Source organism: Streptomyces mauvecolor, assembly GCF_039532965.1.
Taxonomy (GTDB): domain Bacteria; phylum Actinomycetota; class Actinomycetes; order Streptomycetales; family Streptomycetaceae; genus Streptomyces; species Streptomyces violascens.
This window is the reverse complement of the sequence record NZ_BAAASQ010000005.1, coordinates 14,568-30,180: the sequence shown is the minus strand read 5'-3', so window position 1 is coordinate 30,180 and position 15,613 is coordinate 14,568. Positions and strand designations below refer to the sequence as shown.

Sequence of the window (15,613 nt, the reverse complement as noted above, 5' to 3'; positions counted from 1 at the left end):
CACGGAGTGCCGAAAGCGCAAGAGGGGGCGGCGGGCCGCACAGGCCCCGCCGCCCCTCAGCCCCCCGCAGGGGACAGCTACTTCACCACCGTGATCCGACCCCGCACCGGCGGAGCCATCGGCGCGGAAGCCGAAGAGTTCGCGGTCAGGTACGCGTCGAAGACGTCGAGGTCGGACGCCCCGACCAGCTTGTTCTTGCCCACCAGCGCCGGGAACCCGTCACCCCCGCCCGCCAGGAACTCGTTCATCGCGACCCGGTACGTCTTCGCGGGGTCGATCCCGGCCCCGTTCAGCTTCACCGTGTCCACGACCACCCGCGCCGCCCCCGACTTCGTCATGTCCAGCGTGTACGTAAGCCCCTTCGACACCTGGAGGATCTTCGGGTCGGCCGCGTTCGGCCCGCTGACCTGCTGCTGGAGCGCGGTGATCAGCTGCGCCCCGGTCAGGTCGACCACGTTCATCATGTTGGTGAACGGCTGGACCGTGAAGGCCTCGCCGTAGGTCACCACACCGTCGCCCTCACCGCCGGACGCCTTGTACACCAGGTCCGAGCGGATGCCGCCCGGGTTCATGAGGGCTATCTGCGCGCCGCCCTTGTCGGGGGAGGAAAGACCTGCCAATTGCGCGTCCGCTATCAGGTCGCCCAGGGGCTTCTCCAGATCCTCCGAGCCGCGGCCGTTGATGTCCGCCGAGATGTACCCCTGCGGACGGCCCGCGACCGGCGCCGCCAACTTGCCCCAGCGGGCGATCAGTTGGGACATGTCCGCGGCCTTGGGCTGGTCCCGGCTGACGATGTGGTTCGCCGACTTCGGCAGCTGCTGCGGCTTCACCGCCGTGCGGACGATGTCGTTCGTACGCCGGTCGTACGTCAGCGTCGTGTCCGTGTACAGCTTGCCGAACGACGCCGCCGAGGTGACCATGCGCGGGTTGCCCGCCGGGTCCGGGATGGTACAGACGTACGCCTGGTGGGTGTGGCCGGTGATCAGCGCGTCGACCTTGGGCGTGATGCCCTTGGCTATGTCGACGATCGGGCCGGAGATCCCGCTGCCGGGGCCCTGGCTGTCGCAGCTGTCGTTGTACGCGTTGCTGGACGGCATGCCGCCCTCGTGGATCAGGGCGACGATGGACTTGACGCCCTGCCGGTCCAGTTCCTTGGCGTACTTGTTGATCGTCTCGATCTCGTCGGCGAACTTGAGCCCCTTGACGCCGGACGCGGTGACGACGTTCGGGGTGCCTTCGAGCGTCACGCCGATGAAGCCGATCTTGACGCCGTTCTTCTGCCACACCGTGTACGGCTTGAGGATCGGCTTGCCGGTCTTCTCGCTGGTCACATTGGCCGCGAGGTAGGGGAAGTCCGCTCCGCGGAACTTCTTGCCCTTCTCGTAGCAGCCCTCGGTGGGGTGGCAGCCGCCGTTCTGCATGCGGGCGAGCTCGGTGGCGCCCTCGTCGAACTCGTGGTTGCCGACGGCCGTGACGTCCAGCTTGAGCTTGTTGAGCGCCTCGATGGTCGGCTCGTCGTGGAAGAGCCCCGAGAGCAGCGGGCTCGCGCCGATCATGTCGCCGCCGGCCGCGGTGATGGAGTACGGGTGGCCCTGGCGCGCGGTGCGCAGCGAGGTGGCGAGGTACTCCATGCCGCCGGCCGGCACGGACTTGGTGGTCCCGTCCGCCTGACGCTCCGTCACCGCCCCTGCGGAGCCGGCCGGGGGCTCCAGGTTGCCGTGCAAGTCGTTGAAGGAGAGCAGCTGTACGTCGACGGTGCGGTCCGGCTTGGGGTGGTGGCCGTGACCGCGGTCGTGCGCGTCGGCGGGCATCGCGGCGACGAGCGCCCCGACGGTGGCAAGTCCGGCGGCCCCCGCCCACATTCGTGTGGCGGCACGCTTCATGTGGGGTTTCGCTGGCATATGTTCTGAAAGTCCCCTGTGAGTTTCCAGTGAAGTCCCGGCGCAGCCTAGGGTCAACGCGCGTAGCGCAACAGGGGGTGGCGGGTTACGAGCTGGTTGCCGTTGATCACGTACGGGCCGAGGACCAACCACATACCGACCGGAGACCGATCACATACGGGCGCGTTCACATACGGCGCGTGGGCGATCCGGCTCCCTCACCCGGCCCCGTCCGCGACGCCCTCCCCCGTACCCTCGTACACATGACAGACGCAGCCGTCCCCACCCCGTCCTCCCGCGAGATCCAGACGCTCGACGAGCTCGGTCACTCGCAGGCGCAGGCCGTCCTCGACCTCATCGCCGACGCCGCCCGCGGCGACGGGCAGCAGGCCGTCTCCGAGCAGGGGCGGCTCCAGTTGCGCGGGGGCCGGCGCGAGGGCGTGCGGCATTTTCTGCTGACCGTGGGCGACGTGCTCGCCGGGTACGCCCAGCTGGAGGACACCGACCCGGTCGAGGCACCCGCCGCCGAGCTCGTCGTGCACCCCGCGCACCGCGGCCACGGGCACGGCCGGGCGCTGGGCAGCGCGCTGCTCGGCGCGACCGGCAAGCGGCTGCGGGTGTGGGCGCACGGCGGCCACTCGGCGGCCCGCCACCTCGCCCAGGTCCTCGGCCTGACCCTGTTCCGCGAACTGCGCCAGCTGCGGCGCCCGTTGAGCCCGCTCGACATCGCCGAGCCCGTCTGGCCCGAGGGCGTCACCGTGCGCACCTTCACGCCGGGCGAGGACGACGCGGCCTGGCTCGCGGTGAACGCGGCGGCCTTCGCGCACCACCCCGAGCAGGGCTCCCTCACCCAGCGCGACCTCGACGACCGCAAGGCCGAGCCCTGGTTCGACCCCAAGGGCTTCTTCCTCGCGGAGCGCGCCGGCGAGATCGTCGGGTTCCACTGGACGAAGGTGCACGCCGAGGAGCGGCTCGGCGAGGTGTACGTCGTCGGGATCCGGCCGGACGCCCAGGGCGGCGGCCTCGGCAAGGCGCTGACGGCGACGGGTCTGCGCCACCTGGCGGCCGAGGGCCTGCCCACCGCGATGCTGTACGTCGACGCCGACAACACCGCGGCGGTCACGGTCTACGAGCGCCTCGGCTTCACCACCCACGAGGTGGACCTGATGTACCGCGCGGAGTCCTGACCTCCCGCACCTCTTGCCCGGACGGGCCGGCCGCCGCATTCTGGTGGCCGCGCCCCGCGGACCGGCCCCCTGGGCGTCGCCCGGGGGCCGGGGTTCGGTGGCCCGCACGTCATGTCCTCGTAACCAGCCATTCAGACACGCTTGCGACGCTCGCGTAATGAAGCCGCCGGCGCCCGCCACCCGGAACGGAACAGTTCCCCCCACGAGATCCCCCCGGGCACTCACTCCCGCCCTCTCCGACGCGCTGGACACCCCCGGCGCGCGGAACAATGGGGACATGAGCCAGCAGCCCAGCGCCGAGGTCCCGCTCCAGCCCGCCCAGCCGTCCGTCGGCTCCATAGCCGCGCACCGGCCGCACACGCTCGCGGCCGCCGTCTCCGATCTCGAGCCGGACATCGATGCCGACCTGGACGGCTACGAGGACGAGAGCGAGGGCGACGAGCTCCCCTCGGGCCGCTTCCTGGACCGCGAACGCAGCTGGCTCGCGTTCAACGAGCGCGTCCTGGAGCTCGCCGAGGACCCGGCGACCCCGCTCCTGGAGCGGGCGAACTTCCTGGCGATCTTCGCCTCGAACCTGGACGAGTTCTTCATGGTCCGGGTCGCCGGACTCAAGCGCCGCATCGCCACCGGCGTCGCCACCCGCTCCGCCTCCGGCCTCCAGCCGCGCGAGGTCCTCGACCTGATCTGGACCCGCTCGCGCGAGCTCATGGCCCGGCACGCCGCCTGCTACCAGCAGGACGTCGCCCCGGCCCTGGCCGACGAGGGCATCCACCTGATCCGCTGGCCGGAGCTCACGGAGAAGGAGCAGGCCCGCCTCTTCACCCTGTTCCGCCAGCAGATCTTCCCGGTCCTCACCCCGCTGGCCGTCGACCCCGCGCACCCCTTCCCGTACATCTCGGGGCTCTCGCTCAACCTCGCCGTGGTGGTGCGCAACCCGGTCTCGGGCCACCGCCACTTCGCGCGCGTGAAGGTGCCGCCGCTGCTCTCCCGCTTCCTGGAGGCCTCTCCGCAGCGCTACGTGCCCCTTGAGGACGTCATCGCGGCGCACCTGGAGGAGCTGTTCCCCGGCATGGAGGTGCTCGCGCACCACATGTTCCGGGTGACGCGCAACGAGGACCTCGAAGTCGAGGAGGACGACGCCGAGAACCTGCTCCAGGCCCTGGAGAAGGAGCTCATGCGGCGCCGCTTCGGCCCGCCGGTGCGGCTGGAGGTCGAGGAGTCCATCGACCCGTACGTACTCGACCTGCTGGTACGGGAGTTGAAGATCTCGGACGCCGAGGTCTACCCGCTGCCGGGCCCGCTCGACCTGACCGGCCTGTTCGGGATCTCTGCGCTCGACCGGCCGGAGCTGAAGTTCCCCAAGTTCGTCGCGGGCACCCACCGCGACCTCGCCGAGGTCGAATCCGCCTCCGCGCCCGACATCTTCGCGGCGCTGCGCGAACGCGACGTACTGCTGCACCACCCGTACGACTCGTTCTCGACCTCGGTGCAGGCCTTCCTGGAACAGGCCGCCTCCGACCCGGACGTGCTGGCCATCAAGCAGACCCTGTACCGGACTTCGGGCGACTCGCCGATCGTGGACGCCTTGATAGACGCGGCCGAGTCGGGCAAGCAGGTCCTCGTCCTCGTCGAGATCAAGGCGCGCTTCGACGAGCAGGCCAACATCAAGTGGGCACGCAAGCTGGAGGAGTCCGGCTGCCACGTCGTGTACGGGCTCGTCGGCCTCAAGACGCACTGCAAGCTCTCCCTCGTGGTGCGCCAGGAGGGCGACACCCTGCGCCGCTACAGCCACGTCGGGACCGGCAACTACCACCCGAAGACGGCCCGCCTGTACGAGGACCTGGGGCTGCTCACCGCCGACCCGCAGGTCGGCGCGGACCTCTCGGACCTCTTCAACCGGCTGTCCGGGTATTCGCGCCGCGAGACCTACCGGCGTCTGCTCGTCGCCCCCAAGTCCCTTCGGGACGGCCTGATTTCGCGGATCAACAAGGAGATCGCCCACCAGCACGCCGGGCGGCCCGCCTACGTCCGCATCAAGGTCAACTCGATGGTCGACGAGGCCGTCATCGACGCCTGCTACCGGGCCTCCCAGGCCGGCGTGCCCGTCGACATCTGGGTGCGCGGCATCTGCGCGATACGGCCGGGCGTGACCGGGCTCTCGGAGAACATCCGGGTCCGCTCGATCCTCGGCCGCTTCCTGGAGCACTCGCGGGTCTTCGCCTTCGGGAACGGCGGCGAGCCCGAAGTCTGGTTCGGCAGCGCCGACATGATGCACCGCAACCTCGACCGACGCATCGAGGCACTGGTCCGGGTCGCCGACCCGGCCCACCGCGCGGCCCTGAGCCGGCTCCTTGAGACCGGGATGTCGGACACCACGTCGTCCTGGCACCTGGGCGCCGACGGGAACTGGAACCGGCACGCGACCGATGCCGAGGGACAGCCGCTGCGGAACGTACAGGAGATGCTGATAGACGCCCGGAGGCGCCGGCGTGCAACGCCCTGAGAACATCGCCGGACAGGAGCTGGCGGGCGAGGTCCTCGCCCCCTATCTCCACGCGCAGGCAGGGGAATTCCTGCGCAGCCTCCGCCTCCACCGCGAGGCGGGTCCCGACAACCACTCCAGCGAGGAGGCGGCCCGCGCCCTGCGCGCGGCGGCCCGCCGCATCAGCGGCACCCTGCACACCTTCCGCCCGCTGCTCGACCCGGAGTGGGCCGACCGGCTGCGGGCCGAACTCGCCTGGCTGTCGGGCACGCTGGCGGGCGAGCACTCCTGCTCGGCCCGGCTCACCCGGCTCCTGGACGCGCTGCACCGGCTGTCCGGTCCCGGGGTGCCGGCGCCGCGCGGTGACGCGGGCACCCTCACGGTGGGCGCCGCCCGAGCCGGCGCGCTCCTGGAGCGGCAGCTGACCCTGGCCCGCACCCGGGCCCACTCGGCGGCGCTCCAGGCGCTCGGCTCGTCCCGCTTCCACGCCGTGGCGGACGCGGTCGCGCTGCTGGCCAGCGAGGTGCCCCTGGCGTCGGCGGCCGCCGCCCACGCCTGCGAGGTGCTCGCACCCGCGGCCCTGGACGCCGAGGACCGCCTCGACCGGGCGGTGGCCGCGCTGCCGCTCGCCCGGGCCGCCCATCCGTACAACGCGGAGGCCCTGGTCCACGAGAGCGAGTCCCAGGACAGCCCCTGGCACCAGGTGCGCCTGCTGCTCCGGCTGCACCGGTACGCCCAGGAAGTGCTGCACCACGGGCTCGGCGAGCAGGATCCCCCCGAGCGCCTCCTTGCCGCGGGGCGGGCCCTCGACCGGCACCGGGACGCCGCCGAAGCCGCGTCGGCGGCATCGGCCGCGGCCCGCACGCCCCGGATCGCGCCGGCCACCGCGTACGCGCTCGGCGTGCTCCACGCCGACCAGCGGCACGACGTGGAGGCGGCCCGCTTCGCCTTCCAGCGGGTCTGGCAGCCGGTGGCGGTGACCTCGGCACCCTCGGCTTCAGCACCCACGGCGACCACGGCCGCACCATGAGCACCGCCCCCGACGGAACCGTCCTCGCGGCGGGCTGCGTGCTGTGGCGCCGCTCGCCGTGGGGCGACGGCGGGCTTGAGGTCTGCCTCGTCCACCGGCCGAAGTACGACGACTGGTCGCACCCCAAGGGCAAGCTGAAGCGGGGCGAGGCGGGGCTCGCGGGTGCGCTGCGCGAGGTACTGGAGGAGACCGGGTACCAGTGCACGCCGGGTGCCGCGCTGCCCACCGTGCACTACACGGACGGCCAGGGCCGCCCCAAGCGGGTCGAGTACTGGGCCGCCGAGGCGGGCGAGGGCCGGTTCACCGCGAACTCCGAGGTCGACCGGCTGCTCTGGCTGCCCCCGGCGGCCGCCCACCACCGCCTCACCCAGCCCCGCGACCGGCAGCTGGTCCTGGCGCTGCTCGACGCGCTGCACTCCGCCTGAAATCCGGTCTCAACAGCGGCGCACCCCGGGCGCAGAATCGGTTCCGTACGCCTGCTGAACACGAACCGGTAACGGTCGGCACCGCACTGCCCGCCACGGTTCACCTTCCGTTAACTCTCCCCCGCCGACCGCTTCACCTGTTCTGCCTAATTTCGGCCTTACACGGTGCACGGCACCCCGCCCTCACCGCCCATCCACGCACGCCGCCGTACAACGAACGGAAACCGGCGGCTCCCGGAAGGAACACCCGAAAGTGAAGCTTCAGCGCAAGAACCGGCTCCGCGCCACCGCCCTCGGCGTCATCGCCGTGTCCAGCGCCCTGGCCCTCACGGCGTGCGGCAGCGACAACAACGGCGGCGGGACCACGGGCGGGACCGGCGGCACGGCCTCCGGGGCCGCCTCCAACGTGAAGTGCGACGGCGCCAAGGGCCAGCTCCTGGCCTCCGGCTCCTCCGCGCAGAAGAACGCCATGGACCTCTGGGTCAAGAACTACATGGCGGCCTGCAAGGACGCGCAGATCAACTACAAGTCCTCCTCCTCCGGTGAGGGCATCGTCGCCTTCACCCAGGGCACGGTCGCCTTCGCCGGCTCCGACTCGCCGCTCAACCCGCAGCAGGTCGAGGACTCCAAGAAGGTCTGCACCGGCGGCCAGGGCATCAACCTGCCGATGGTCGGCGGCCCGATCGCGATCGGCTTCCACGTCGAGGGCGTCGACAGCCTCGTCCTGGACGCCTCGTCCCTCGCCAAGATCTTCAGCGGCAAGATCACCAAGTGGAACGACGAGGCCATCGCCAAGCTGAACCCGGGCGCCAAGCTCCCGGACCTGGCGATCCAGGCCTTCCACCGCTCCGAGGACTCCGGCACCACCGAGAACCTCACCAAGTACCTCAGCGCCACGGCCAAGGCCGACTGGACGTACGCGCCCGCCAAGAAGTGGGCCGCCCCCGGCGGCCAGGCCGCCTCCGGCTCCGCCGGCGTCGCCGCCCAGGTCAAGCAGACCAACGGCGCCATCGGCTACTTCGAGCTCTCCTACGCCTCGTCCCAGTCGATCAAGACCGTGGACATCAACACCGGCGCCTCCGCCCCGGTCAAGGCCAGCTCCGCGAACGCCTCCACCGCCATCGCCGCCGCGAAGATCGCCGGCACCGGCAAGGACCTGGCGCTGAAGCTGGACTACGCGACCAAGGCCGACAACGCCTACCCGATCGTCCTCGTGACCTACGAGGTCGCCTGCGACAAGGGCAACAAGGCCGCCACCCTCCCCGCGGTCAAGTCCTTCCTCTCCTACGCCGCCGGCGCCGACGGGCAGAAGCTGCTCACCGACGCCAGCTACGCGCCGATCCCGTCCGAGATCAACGCCAAGGTCGTCGAGACCATCAACTCCCTCCAGTAGAGCGACAGTTGAGCCGCCGGGCCGAAGACCCGGCGGCTCGCGTGGGGCGGGGACCCCGATCCGGTCCCCGCCGCACACCATCCGGTGCACCGCCGCCAGGGGACCCGTCCGGTCCCCGCCCACAGACCGGAAAGATCATGGCTTCTTCCATAGCAACGGACACACCTCCGCCACCCGCTCCCGCCCCGGCAGCGCGCCGCAAGCAGTCCACCGGCCGCGCGGGCGACAAGATCTTCCTCGGGCTCTCCCGGGGCTCGGGCATCTTCCTGCTCGTCGTCATGGCGGCCATCGCCATCTTCCTGAGCATCCGGGCCGGCATCGCGATCTCCGAGGACCAGGGCAACTTCCTGACCACCTTCGACTGGAACCCGGCCGGCCAACCGCCGGTGTTCGGCATCGCGGTCCTGCTCTTCGGCACCGTCGTCAGCTCGGTCATCGCGATGGCCATCGCGGTCCCGGTCGCCGTCGGCATCGCCCTGTTCATCTCGCACTACGCGCCGCGCAAGCTGGCCGCACCGCTGGCGTACGTCGTCGATCTGCTCGCCGCCGTACCGTCGATCGTCTACGGCATCTGGGGCGCCCTGTTCCTGGTGCCCTACCTCGGCGGCCTCAACGACTGGCTCGACTCGTACCTGGGCTGGACCGTCCTCTTCGAGAAGACCGAAGTCGGCGTCGCCCGCTCCATCTTCACCGTCGGCATCCTGCTCGCGATCATGATCCTGCCGATCGTGACCAGCGTCAGCCGCGAGGTCTTCCTCCAGGTCCCGCGCATGAACGAGGAGGCCGCCCTGGCCCTCGGCGCGACCCGCTGGGAAGTCATCCGCCTCTCGGTGCTGCCCTTCGGCCGCTCGGGCGTGATCTCCGCCTCGATGCTGGGCCTGGGCCGCGCGCTCGGCGAGACGATGGCCGTCGCCACGGTCCTCTCCCCGAGCTACGTCCTCTCGCTGCACCTGCTCAACCCGGGCGGCGGCACCTTCGCGCAGAACATCGCCGCGAAGTTCGACGAGGCCAACCAGCTCGGCCGCGACGCCCTGATCGCCTCCGGCCTGGTCCTCTTCGTCCTCACCCTGCTGGTCAACGGCGGCGCCCGCATGATCATCGCCCGCCGCAAGGAGTACTCGGGGGCCAACGCATGAGCCCGGTGCCTTCCCCCGCCCTCCACCCCGCAGGACGAGCCCCCGAAGGGAGCCACGCATGAGCCACGTAGCCGTTCAGGAAGCCCCGGCCACCCCGGCCCCCCGCAAGGGCAGCCTCAGCCACCGCTCCCTGCCCCGCTGGGCCGGAGCCGGCTTCGCGGTCGCCGCGATCGCCCTCGCCGTCGGCATCGGCCTCGCCTTCGATCTGCAGAGCAAGGTCCAGTGGGGCCTGATAGCGGCCCTGCTGTTCGTCCTCATCTCGTACGCGGTCACCTCGGCCGTCGAGAACAAGCGGCAGGCCAAGGACCGGGTGGCGACCTCCCTGGTCTGGGTCTGCTTCATCCTCGCCGTGATCCCGCTGTTCTCGCTCCTGTGGACGACGATCAGCCGCGGCACCAAGGTCCTCAACGGATACTTCCTGACCCACTCGATGGCCGGCGTGCCCGCCTTCGAGCAGGGCGGCGGCATCTACCACGCGCTGATCGGCACCCTGGAGCAGATCGGCATCGCCACCCTGATCTCCGCGCCGCTCGGCCTGCTGACCGCGGTCTACCTGGTGGAGTACGGCAAGGGCGCGCTCGCCAAGGCCGTGACCTTCTTCGTCGACGTCATGACGGGCATCCCGTCGATCGTCGCGGGCCTGTTCATCCTGACCCTGATGCTGATGTTCGACCTGCAGCCGTCGGGCTTCATGGGCTCGCTCGCCCTGTCGATCCTGATGATGCCGGTCGTGGTCCGCTCCACGGAGGAGATGCTCAAGCTCGTCCCGAACGAGCTGCGCGAGGCCTCCCTCGCCCTCGGCGTGCCGAAGTGGCGCACCATCCTGAAGGTGGTCATCCCGACCGCGATCGGCGGCATCACCACGGGCTTCATGCTCGCGATCGCCCGCATCGCCGGCGAGACCGCCCCGATCATGCTGCTCGTCTTCGGCAACCAGCTGATCAACACGAACCCGTTCGACGGTGCTCAGTCCTCGCTCCCGTTCTACATCTGGGAGCAGTACCGAGTCGGCAGCGACGCGTCGTACGACCGCGCGTGGGCGGCCGCCCTGGTCCTGATCGCCTTCGTCATGATCCTGAATCTGGTGGCCCGCGGCATCGCCCGCTGGAAGGCCCCGAAGACCGGTCGCTGACGCGCGGCCATACAGCGACTGATCCCCCTACAGAAGCAGTGAGTAAGTGACATGGCCAAGCGAATCGACGTATCGGGCCTCTCCGCCTACTACGGCGCCCACAAGGCGATCGACGACATCTCGATGACGGTCGAGCCGCGCTCGGTGACGGCCTTCATCGGCCCGTCCGGCTGCGGCAAGTCCACGTTCCTGCGCACCCTGAACCGCATGCACGAGGTGACCCCCGGCGGCCGCGTCGAGGGCAAGGTGCTCCTGGACGACGAGAACCTGTACGGCTCCGCGGTCGACCCGGTGGCGGTCCGCCGTACGGTCGGCATGGTGTTCCAGCGCCCGAACCCGTTCCCGACGATGTCGATCTTCGACAACGTGGCGGCGGGCCTGCGCCTGAACGGCAATTTCAAGAAGAGCGAACTGGCGGACGTCGTCGAGAAGTCCCTCAAGGGCGCGAACCTCTGGAACGAGGTGAAGGACCGCCTGAACAAGCCGGGTTCGGGCCTCTCCGGCGGCCAGCAGCAGCGCCTGTGCATAGCGCGGGCGATCGCGGTGGAACCGGACGTTCTGCTCATGGACGAGCCCTGCTCGGCCCTCGACCCCATCTCCACGCTCGCGATCGAGGACCTGATCGGGGAGCTCAAGGGACGCTTCACGATCGTGATCGTGACGCACAACATGCAGCAGGCGGCGCGGGTCTCGGACCGTACGGCGTTCTTCAACCTCGCGGCGGTCGGTCAGCCGGGCAAGCTGATCGAGATCGACGAGACGGAGCGGATCTTCTCCAACCCGTCCGTGCAGGCCACGGAGGACTACATCTCGGGCCGCTTCGGCTAGGCCCGTCCCAGAGCGTCTGCGGTGCTGCATGGCGGTGCCACCGCAAGACGAAGGGCCCGCCCCGGCAAACCCGGGGCGGGCCCATTTACGTACGCCCGCGCGCGACAACCCTGGCCCCTGGGGCTCCGCCCCGGACCCCGTTCGCGCGTGAAGGGCGCTCGTCCTCGAACGCCGGACAGGCTGAGACGCTCACCCCGGCCGGCACCGACCCTGCCCAGGGGCGCGGGGAACTGCGCGACCAGCCACCCACGGCCCGAGGCCGATCGACGAGCTCATCCAGCCCCTCCGGCGTTCGAGGAGCGGGGGCCGAGAGGCGGAGCCCCAGGGGGCCTACCCGAAGAAGAGCCGCACCACCAGATAGCTCAGCGCAGCGACACCCGCCGCGGCCGGCATCGTGATGAACCACCCCAGGATGATGTTCTTCGCGACACCCCACCGCACCGCGTTGACCCGCTTGGTCGCCCCCACGCCCATGATCGCCGAGGTGATCACGTGCGTCGTGGAGATGGGCGCCTGGAACAGGAAGGAGGACCCGAACATGATCGAGGCACCCGTCGCCTCCGCGGCGAATCCCTGCGGCGGATCGAGCTCGATGATCTTCCGCCCCAGCGTCCGCATGATCCGCCAGCCGCCCGCGTACGTACCGAGCGACAGCATCGCCGCGCAAGCGATCTTGACCCAGATCGGGATCTCGTCACCCGCGGACTGAACGTTGGCGATGGTCAGCGCCATCACCACGATGCCCATGGTCTTCTGCGCGTCCTGGAGGCCGTGGCCGAGCGCCATGCCGGCCGCCGAGACGGTCTGCGCGATACGGAACCCGCGCTTGGCCTTGTGCGGATTGGCCTTGCGGAACATCCACAGGATCACGCACATCACGAGGTAGCCGACGACGAGGCCGACCACCGGCGAGACGAACATCGGGATGACGATCTTGTCGAGCACCCCGGACCAGTACACCGTGATGCCGCCCGCGAGCGCCGCCCCGACCATGCCGCCGAACAGGGCGTGCGAGGAGGACGAGGGAAGCCCGAAGTACCAGGTGACCAGGTTCCAGATGATCGCGCCGACCAGCGCCGCGAACAGGATCCCCATCCCCTTGTTGCCCTCGGGCGTGGAGATGAGCCCCTTGCTCACGGTCTTGGCGACGCCGCTGCCGAGGAAGGCACCGGCGAGGTTCATGACGGCGGCCATCGCGAGCGCCGCCCGCGGCGTCAGTGCCCGCGTGGACACCGAGGTGGCGATGGCGTTCGCCGAGTCGTGAAAGCCGTTCGTGTACGTGAATCCGAGCGCGACCCCAATGGTCACGATCAACGCAAAGGTGTCCATGACTGGGTCAGGACTCCTTGACGGCGATGGTCTCCACCGTGTTCGCCACGTGCTCGAACGCGTCCGCCGCCTCTTCGAGCACGTCCACGATCTGCTTCAGCTTCAGCACCTCGATGGCGTCGTACTTGCCGTTGAAGAGGTGGGCGAGCAGCTTGCGGTGGATCTGGTCGGCCTGGTTCTCCAGACGGTTGACCTCGATCCAGTACTCGGTCAGATTGGACATCGTCCGCAGGTTCGGCATGGCCTCGGCGGTCAGCACGGCCGCCCGGTTGAGCACCTCGATCTGCTGCTCGACGCCCTTGGGCAGTTCCTCGATGTTGTAGAGGACGACCAGGTCGACGGCCTCCTCCATGAAGTCCATGATGTCGTCGAGGCACGAGGCGAGGTTGTAGATGTCCTCGCGGTCGAACGGCGTGATGAACGAGGAGTTCAGCTGGTGGAAGATCGCGTGGGTGGCATCGTCCCCCGCGTGCTCCGCTGCCCGCATGCGCTCCGCGATCTCGGCCCGGGACGCGGAATCCGCTCCGAGCAGTTCCATGAGGAGCTTCGAGCCCGTGACGATGTTGTCCGCGGATGCGGAGAACATGTCGTAGAAGCTCGTCTCCCTGGGGGTCAGACGAAAGCGCACGTGGGGTCCTCGGAGTGCTTGGGATTCGGTCAGGCTGATGCTAGGCGCATCATCCGGCCACGGCTAACCGGCGTTCTTCAGTGTCGCCCATCAGGCACAGTGATCAGCACGGGCCCCCTTCGGGGATCCGGAAATTCGTTACCATATACCCATGAGGGGTATGAAACCCCTTGCCGCATACGGCAGGCCACCAGGCACATGGCAGACAACGGGAGGACGCGATGACGACCACCGAGGCAGCCGGCCCCCCGGTCGAGACCCCTGTGACCGATCACGACCACGGCGTGCACGGCTACCACAAGCAGAAGGACGAGCACCTCAAGCGGCTGCGCCGGATCGAGGGCCAGATCCGCGGTCTCCAGCGCATGGTCGACGAGGACGTCTACTGCATCGACATACTCACCCAGGTCTCCGCGTCCACGAAGGCCCTGCAGTCCTTCGCGCTCCAGCTCCTGGAGGAGCACCTGCGGCACTGCGTGGCGGACGCGGCGGTGAAGGGCGGCGACGAGATCGACGCCAAGGTCGAGGAAGCCACCAAGGCCATCGCCCGCATGATGCGGACGTGACGCAGGGACGGACACGGCAGGGAAGGCGCGGCGGAACCGGCCCGACCGCGCCCCCTGCCGCCCCGACAGGAAAGGGAACTGGCTGAGCGGACTAGTTGCATTCCGGGGGCGGCCCGGGCTGCCCCACGTTCAGCACCTCGTCGATGAGGTCCGGGCTGAGCCGGTCCCCCTCCGCGGCGGACGCCGCGATCATCAGTTCACCGCACAGCTCGATCTCGACGAGGGCCACGTGGTCCTGGACGGTCGCACCGCGAAGCGCAGCCACGCACATCACCTCTTCCTCGACCTCTTCCCGCTCTTCTCGCCATCGTCGGCTTCCTAGCGTAGGGAGAGGGACACGGACCGCGCATGGCACGGACGGACCATTTCCGCCACCACAGGCCCACCTGAGGGGGCCATTTCTGGCTGATTACGGCTGGATCTTCCCGTCGAAGATGTCCCGGGCGTCCGGCAGCCGTACGCTCACGGCCGCCCCGAACGCGTACAGCAGCGTCGTCGAGGCGACCGCCACGGGCCGGCCCTGGTTGACGTAGCTGAACTGCTGACGCACCTTGCACAGCCGCCCCGCTTCGTCGAGGTACGCGTCGAACGGAACCGTCCCCCTGGAGAACCCTTTCGCCACCTTCGCCGGCAGTTCGGCACTTCCCCGGTAGTGCCGCACCTTCACCCCGGCGAGTTCCTCTTCGCCGACGTACGTCACGCCCTGCGCGCCGCGCAGCAGCTCGGCCGCCGTGTACGGGTCGGTGACACCGCCCGTGACGAGGTTGCCGTCGGCGAGCGTGGCGGTGTCGACCCGCACCCACTTGTCGGCGGGCACCCCGGCCCCCCGGTTCTTCATGTAGAGCGCGCCGGGCGCGAGGAGCTCGGTGATCGGCCGGTGGCCGTCCTCCCCCGCGGCGTCCCCCGGCAGCACCACCGTCAACTGCCCGGTTCTGTGCCGGAAGTCGTACGTTCCCTGACCGCGGATCGCGACCCGGGTGCCCCCGGTGGCCATCTCCATGGAGGTGGTGGCCTTCGAACTGCCCGCCTCCACAAGGCGGTCGGCCGCGGTGCGCACCAGGCCCGCCGGGTCGGCGGTGCCCCCGCTCGCGACCTCCGCGCTGTTCCCGCCGCCGCACCCGGCCGCGCTCGCGATCGCCCCGCCCACCAGCGCGGCGACCACGATCGCACCCGCTCGTCCGGCTCCGTGCCGTTGCACCACCATCGCCGCCAAACCCCCAACGCCCACTGGCCTAGCCCGTACTCCTAACGACTCCGATACGGCCCCCGTCACGCCCGCAGTACGGTGGTGAGGTGCTCCACCAGACCACCATCACGGAACGCGGCAGCTTCGCGATCGCCCGCTGCTCCTGCGGCTGGACGGGCCCGGCCCGCCGAAGCCGCGACAGAGCCCGTACGGACGCCGAGACCCACACGCCGCCCAGCTGCACCCCCTCCGACTCCTGACCGGCCCCTCTGCGAGCCGCGCGCGGCGGAGTTCGAGGACGAGCGCCCTTCAGGCGCGAACGGGGTCCGGGGTGGCGCCCCCAGGAAACCCGGCTTCCCCCTTTTCCGACCGCCGGAGGGTCTAGGGAAGGGGCGGGGCGGGGAAGGAGCA

At 70.1% G+C, this 15,613-nt stretch carries 15 protein-coding genes; 10 read left to right on the top strand and 5 right to left on the bottom strand.

Going from position 1 to position 15,613, the window contains the following annotated elements:
• Positions 1 to 77 precede the first annotated feature (77 nt).
• Positions 78 to 1,901: a bifunctional metallophosphatase/5'-nucleotidase gene (locus ABD346_RS05575; protein WP_344372261.1), complete on the bottom strand. Its 1,824-nt coding sequence runs from the start codon at positions 1,899 to 1,901 to the stop codon at positions 78 to 80.
• 242 nt (positions 1,902 to 2,143) lie between these two features.
• Here ABD346_RS05575 and mshD point away from each other — a divergent pair, with 242 nt between their 5' ends.
• The 8 genes from mshD (at position 2,144) to pstB (ending at position 11,493) form a co-directional block, all read left to right on the top strand.
• Positions 2,144 to 3,067 (top strand): mycothiol synthase, encoded by a 924-nt coding sequence (gene mshD, locus ABD346_RS05570; protein WP_344372258.1) that lies wholly within the window; start codon positions 2,144 to 2,146, stop codon positions 3,065 to 3,067.
• Between the two features lie 277 nt (positions 3,068 to 3,344).
• Positions 3,345 to 5,570, top strand: coding sequence for an RNA degradosome polyphosphate kinase (locus tag ABD346_RS05565; RefSeq protein WP_344372255.1), 2,226 nt, complete (start codon positions 3,345 to 3,347; stop codon positions 5,568 to 5,570).
• Positions 5,557 to 6,579 (top strand): CHAD domain-containing protein, encoded by a 1,023-nt coding sequence (locus ABD346_RS05560; RefSeq protein ID WP_344372252.1) that lies wholly within the window; start codon positions 5,557 to 5,559, stop codon positions 6,577 to 6,579. Before ABD346_RS05565 ends, ABD346_RS05560 begins: the two co-directional genes overlap by 14 nt.
• Positions 6,576 to 7,004 carry an NUDIX hydrolase gene (locus ABD346_RS05555; RefSeq protein WP_344372250.1) on the top strand — a complete coding sequence of 143 codons (429 nt, stop codon included), beginning with the start codon at positions 6,576 to 6,578 and terminating at the stop codon, positions 7,002 to 7,004. The genes ABD346_RS05560 and ABD346_RS05555 overlap by 4 nt, the downstream gene beginning before the upstream one ends.
• A gap of 253 nt (positions 7,005 to 7,257) precedes the next feature.
• Positions 7,258 to 8,397: a phosphate ABC transporter substrate-binding protein PstS gene (gene pstS / locus ABD346_RS05550; protein ID WP_344372247.1), complete on the top strand. Its 1,140-nt coding sequence runs from the start codon at positions 7,258 to 7,260 to the stop codon at positions 8,395 to 8,397.
• Between the two features lie 137 nt (positions 8,398 to 8,534).
• Positions 8,535 to 9,533: a phosphate ABC transporter permease subunit PstC gene (gene pstC / locus ABD346_RS05545; protein ID WP_344372244.1), complete on the top strand. Its 999-nt coding sequence runs from the start codon at positions 8,535 to 8,537 to the stop codon at positions 9,531 to 9,533.
• Between the two features lie 58 nt (positions 9,534 to 9,591).
• The gene (pstA, locus tag ABD346_RS05540; protein ID WP_344372242.1) at positions 9,592 to 10,665 is read left to right on the top strand and encodes a phosphate ABC transporter permease PstA; all 1,074 of its coding nucleotides are present in this window, start codon (positions 9,592 to 9,594) and stop codon (positions 10,663 to 10,665) included.
• A 51-nt stretch (positions 10,666 to 10,716) separates the two neighbouring features.
• Positions 10,717 to 11,493 carry a phosphate ABC transporter ATP-binding protein PstB gene (gene pstB, locus ABD346_RS05535; protein ID WP_344372241.1) on the top strand — a complete coding sequence of 259 codons (777 nt, stop codon included), beginning with the start codon at positions 10,717 to 10,719 and terminating at the stop codon, positions 11,491 to 11,493.
• Positions 11,494 to 11,823: 330 nt separating this feature from the next.
• Here pstB and ABD346_RS05530 read toward each other — a convergent pair whose 3' ends face one another.
• Positions 11,824 to 12,822, bottom strand: a complete 999-nt coding sequence (locus tag ABD346_RS05530; RefSeq protein WP_344372239.1) for an inorganic phosphate transporter — start codon at positions 12,820 to 12,822, stop codon at positions 11,824 to 11,826.
• Between the two features lie 7 nt (positions 12,823 to 12,829).
• Positions 12,830 to 13,450, bottom strand: coding sequence for a DUF47 domain-containing protein (locus ABD346_RS05525; RefSeq protein ID WP_344372237.1), 621 nt, complete (start codon positions 13,448 to 13,450; stop codon positions 12,830 to 12,832).
• 221 nt (positions 13,451 to 13,671) lie between these two features.
• Here ABD346_RS05525 and ABD346_RS05520 point away from each other — a divergent pair, with 221 nt between their 5' ends.
• Positions 13,672 to 14,016, top strand: coding sequence for a metal-sensitive transcriptional regulator (locus ABD346_RS05520; RefSeq protein ID WP_053729023.1), 345 nt, complete (start codon positions 13,672 to 13,674; stop codon positions 14,014 to 14,016).
• A 91-nt stretch (positions 14,017 to 14,107) separates the two neighbouring features.
• On the opposite strand, the gene ABD346_RS05515 is transcribed toward ABD346_RS05520, so the two are convergent.
• On the bottom strand, positions 14,108 to 14,287 hold the full coding sequence (locus ABD346_RS05515; protein WP_344372233.1) for a hypothetical protein: 180 nt from the start codon (positions 14,285 to 14,287) through the stop codon (positions 14,108 to 14,110).
• A gap of 138 nt (positions 14,288 to 14,425) precedes the next feature.
• Entirely contained in the window at positions 14,426 to 15,220 is a 795-nt protein-coding gene (locus ABD346_RS05510) for an SCO4651 family lipoprotein (RefSeq protein WP_344372231.1), read from the bottom strand.
• 53 nt (positions 15,221 to 15,273) lie between these two features.
• Between ABD346_RS05510 and ABD346_RS05505 the strand changes: the two genes are divergently transcribed.
• Positions 15,274 to 15,462 carry a hypothetical protein gene (locus ABD346_RS05505; protein WP_344372848.1) on the top strand — a complete coding sequence of 63 codons (189 nt, stop codon included), beginning with the start codon at positions 15,274 to 15,276 and terminating at the stop codon, positions 15,460 to 15,462.
• The last annotated feature ends 151 nt before the right edge of the window (positions 15,463 to 15,613 follow it).

Bases quoted from the DNA above. Each gene is read 5' to 3' on its own strand.
- ABD346_RS05510 (WP_344372231.1), bottom strand. From the start codon at position 15,220: ATGGTGGTGCAACGGCACGGAGCCGGACGAGCGGGTGCGATCGTGGTC.
- mshD (WP_344372258.1), top strand. From the start codon at position 2,144: ATGACAGACGCAGCCGTCCCCACCCCGTCCTCCCGCGAGATCCAGACG.
- ABD346_RS05520 (WP_053729023.1), top strand. From the start codon at position 13,672: ATGACGACCACCGAGGCAGCCGGCCCCCCGGTCGAGACCCCTGTGACC.
- ABD346_RS05575 (WP_344372261.1), bottom strand. From the start codon at position 1,901: ATGCCAGCGAAACCCCACATGAAGCGTGCCGCCACACGAATGTGGGCG.
- ABD346_RS05515 (WP_344372233.1), bottom strand. From the start codon at position 14,287: ATGTGCGTGGCTGCGCTTCGCGGTGCGACCGTCCAGGACCACGTGGCC.
- pstB (WP_344372241.1), top strand. From the start codon at position 10,717: ATGGCCAAGCGAATCGACGTATCGGGCCTCTCCGCCTACTACGGCGCC.
- ABD346_RS05530 (WP_344372239.1), bottom strand. From the start codon at position 12,822: ATGGACACCTTTGCGTTGATCGTGACCATTGGGGTCGCGCTCGGATTC.
- ABD346_RS05555 (WP_344372250.1), top strand. From the start codon at position 6,576: ATGAGCACCGCCCCCGACGGAACCGTCCTCGCGGCGGGCTGCGTGCTG.
- ABD346_RS05565 (WP_344372255.1), top strand. From the start codon at position 3,345: ATGAGCCAGCAGCCCAGCGCCGAGGTCCCGCTCCAGCCCGCCCAGCCG.
- pstC (WP_344372244.1), top strand. From the start codon at position 8,535: ATGGCTTCTTCCATAGCAACGGACACACCTCCGCCACCCGCTCCCGCC.
- pstA (WP_344372242.1), top strand. From the start codon at position 9,592: ATGAGCCACGTAGCCGTTCAGGAAGCCCCGGCCACCCCGGCCCCCCGC.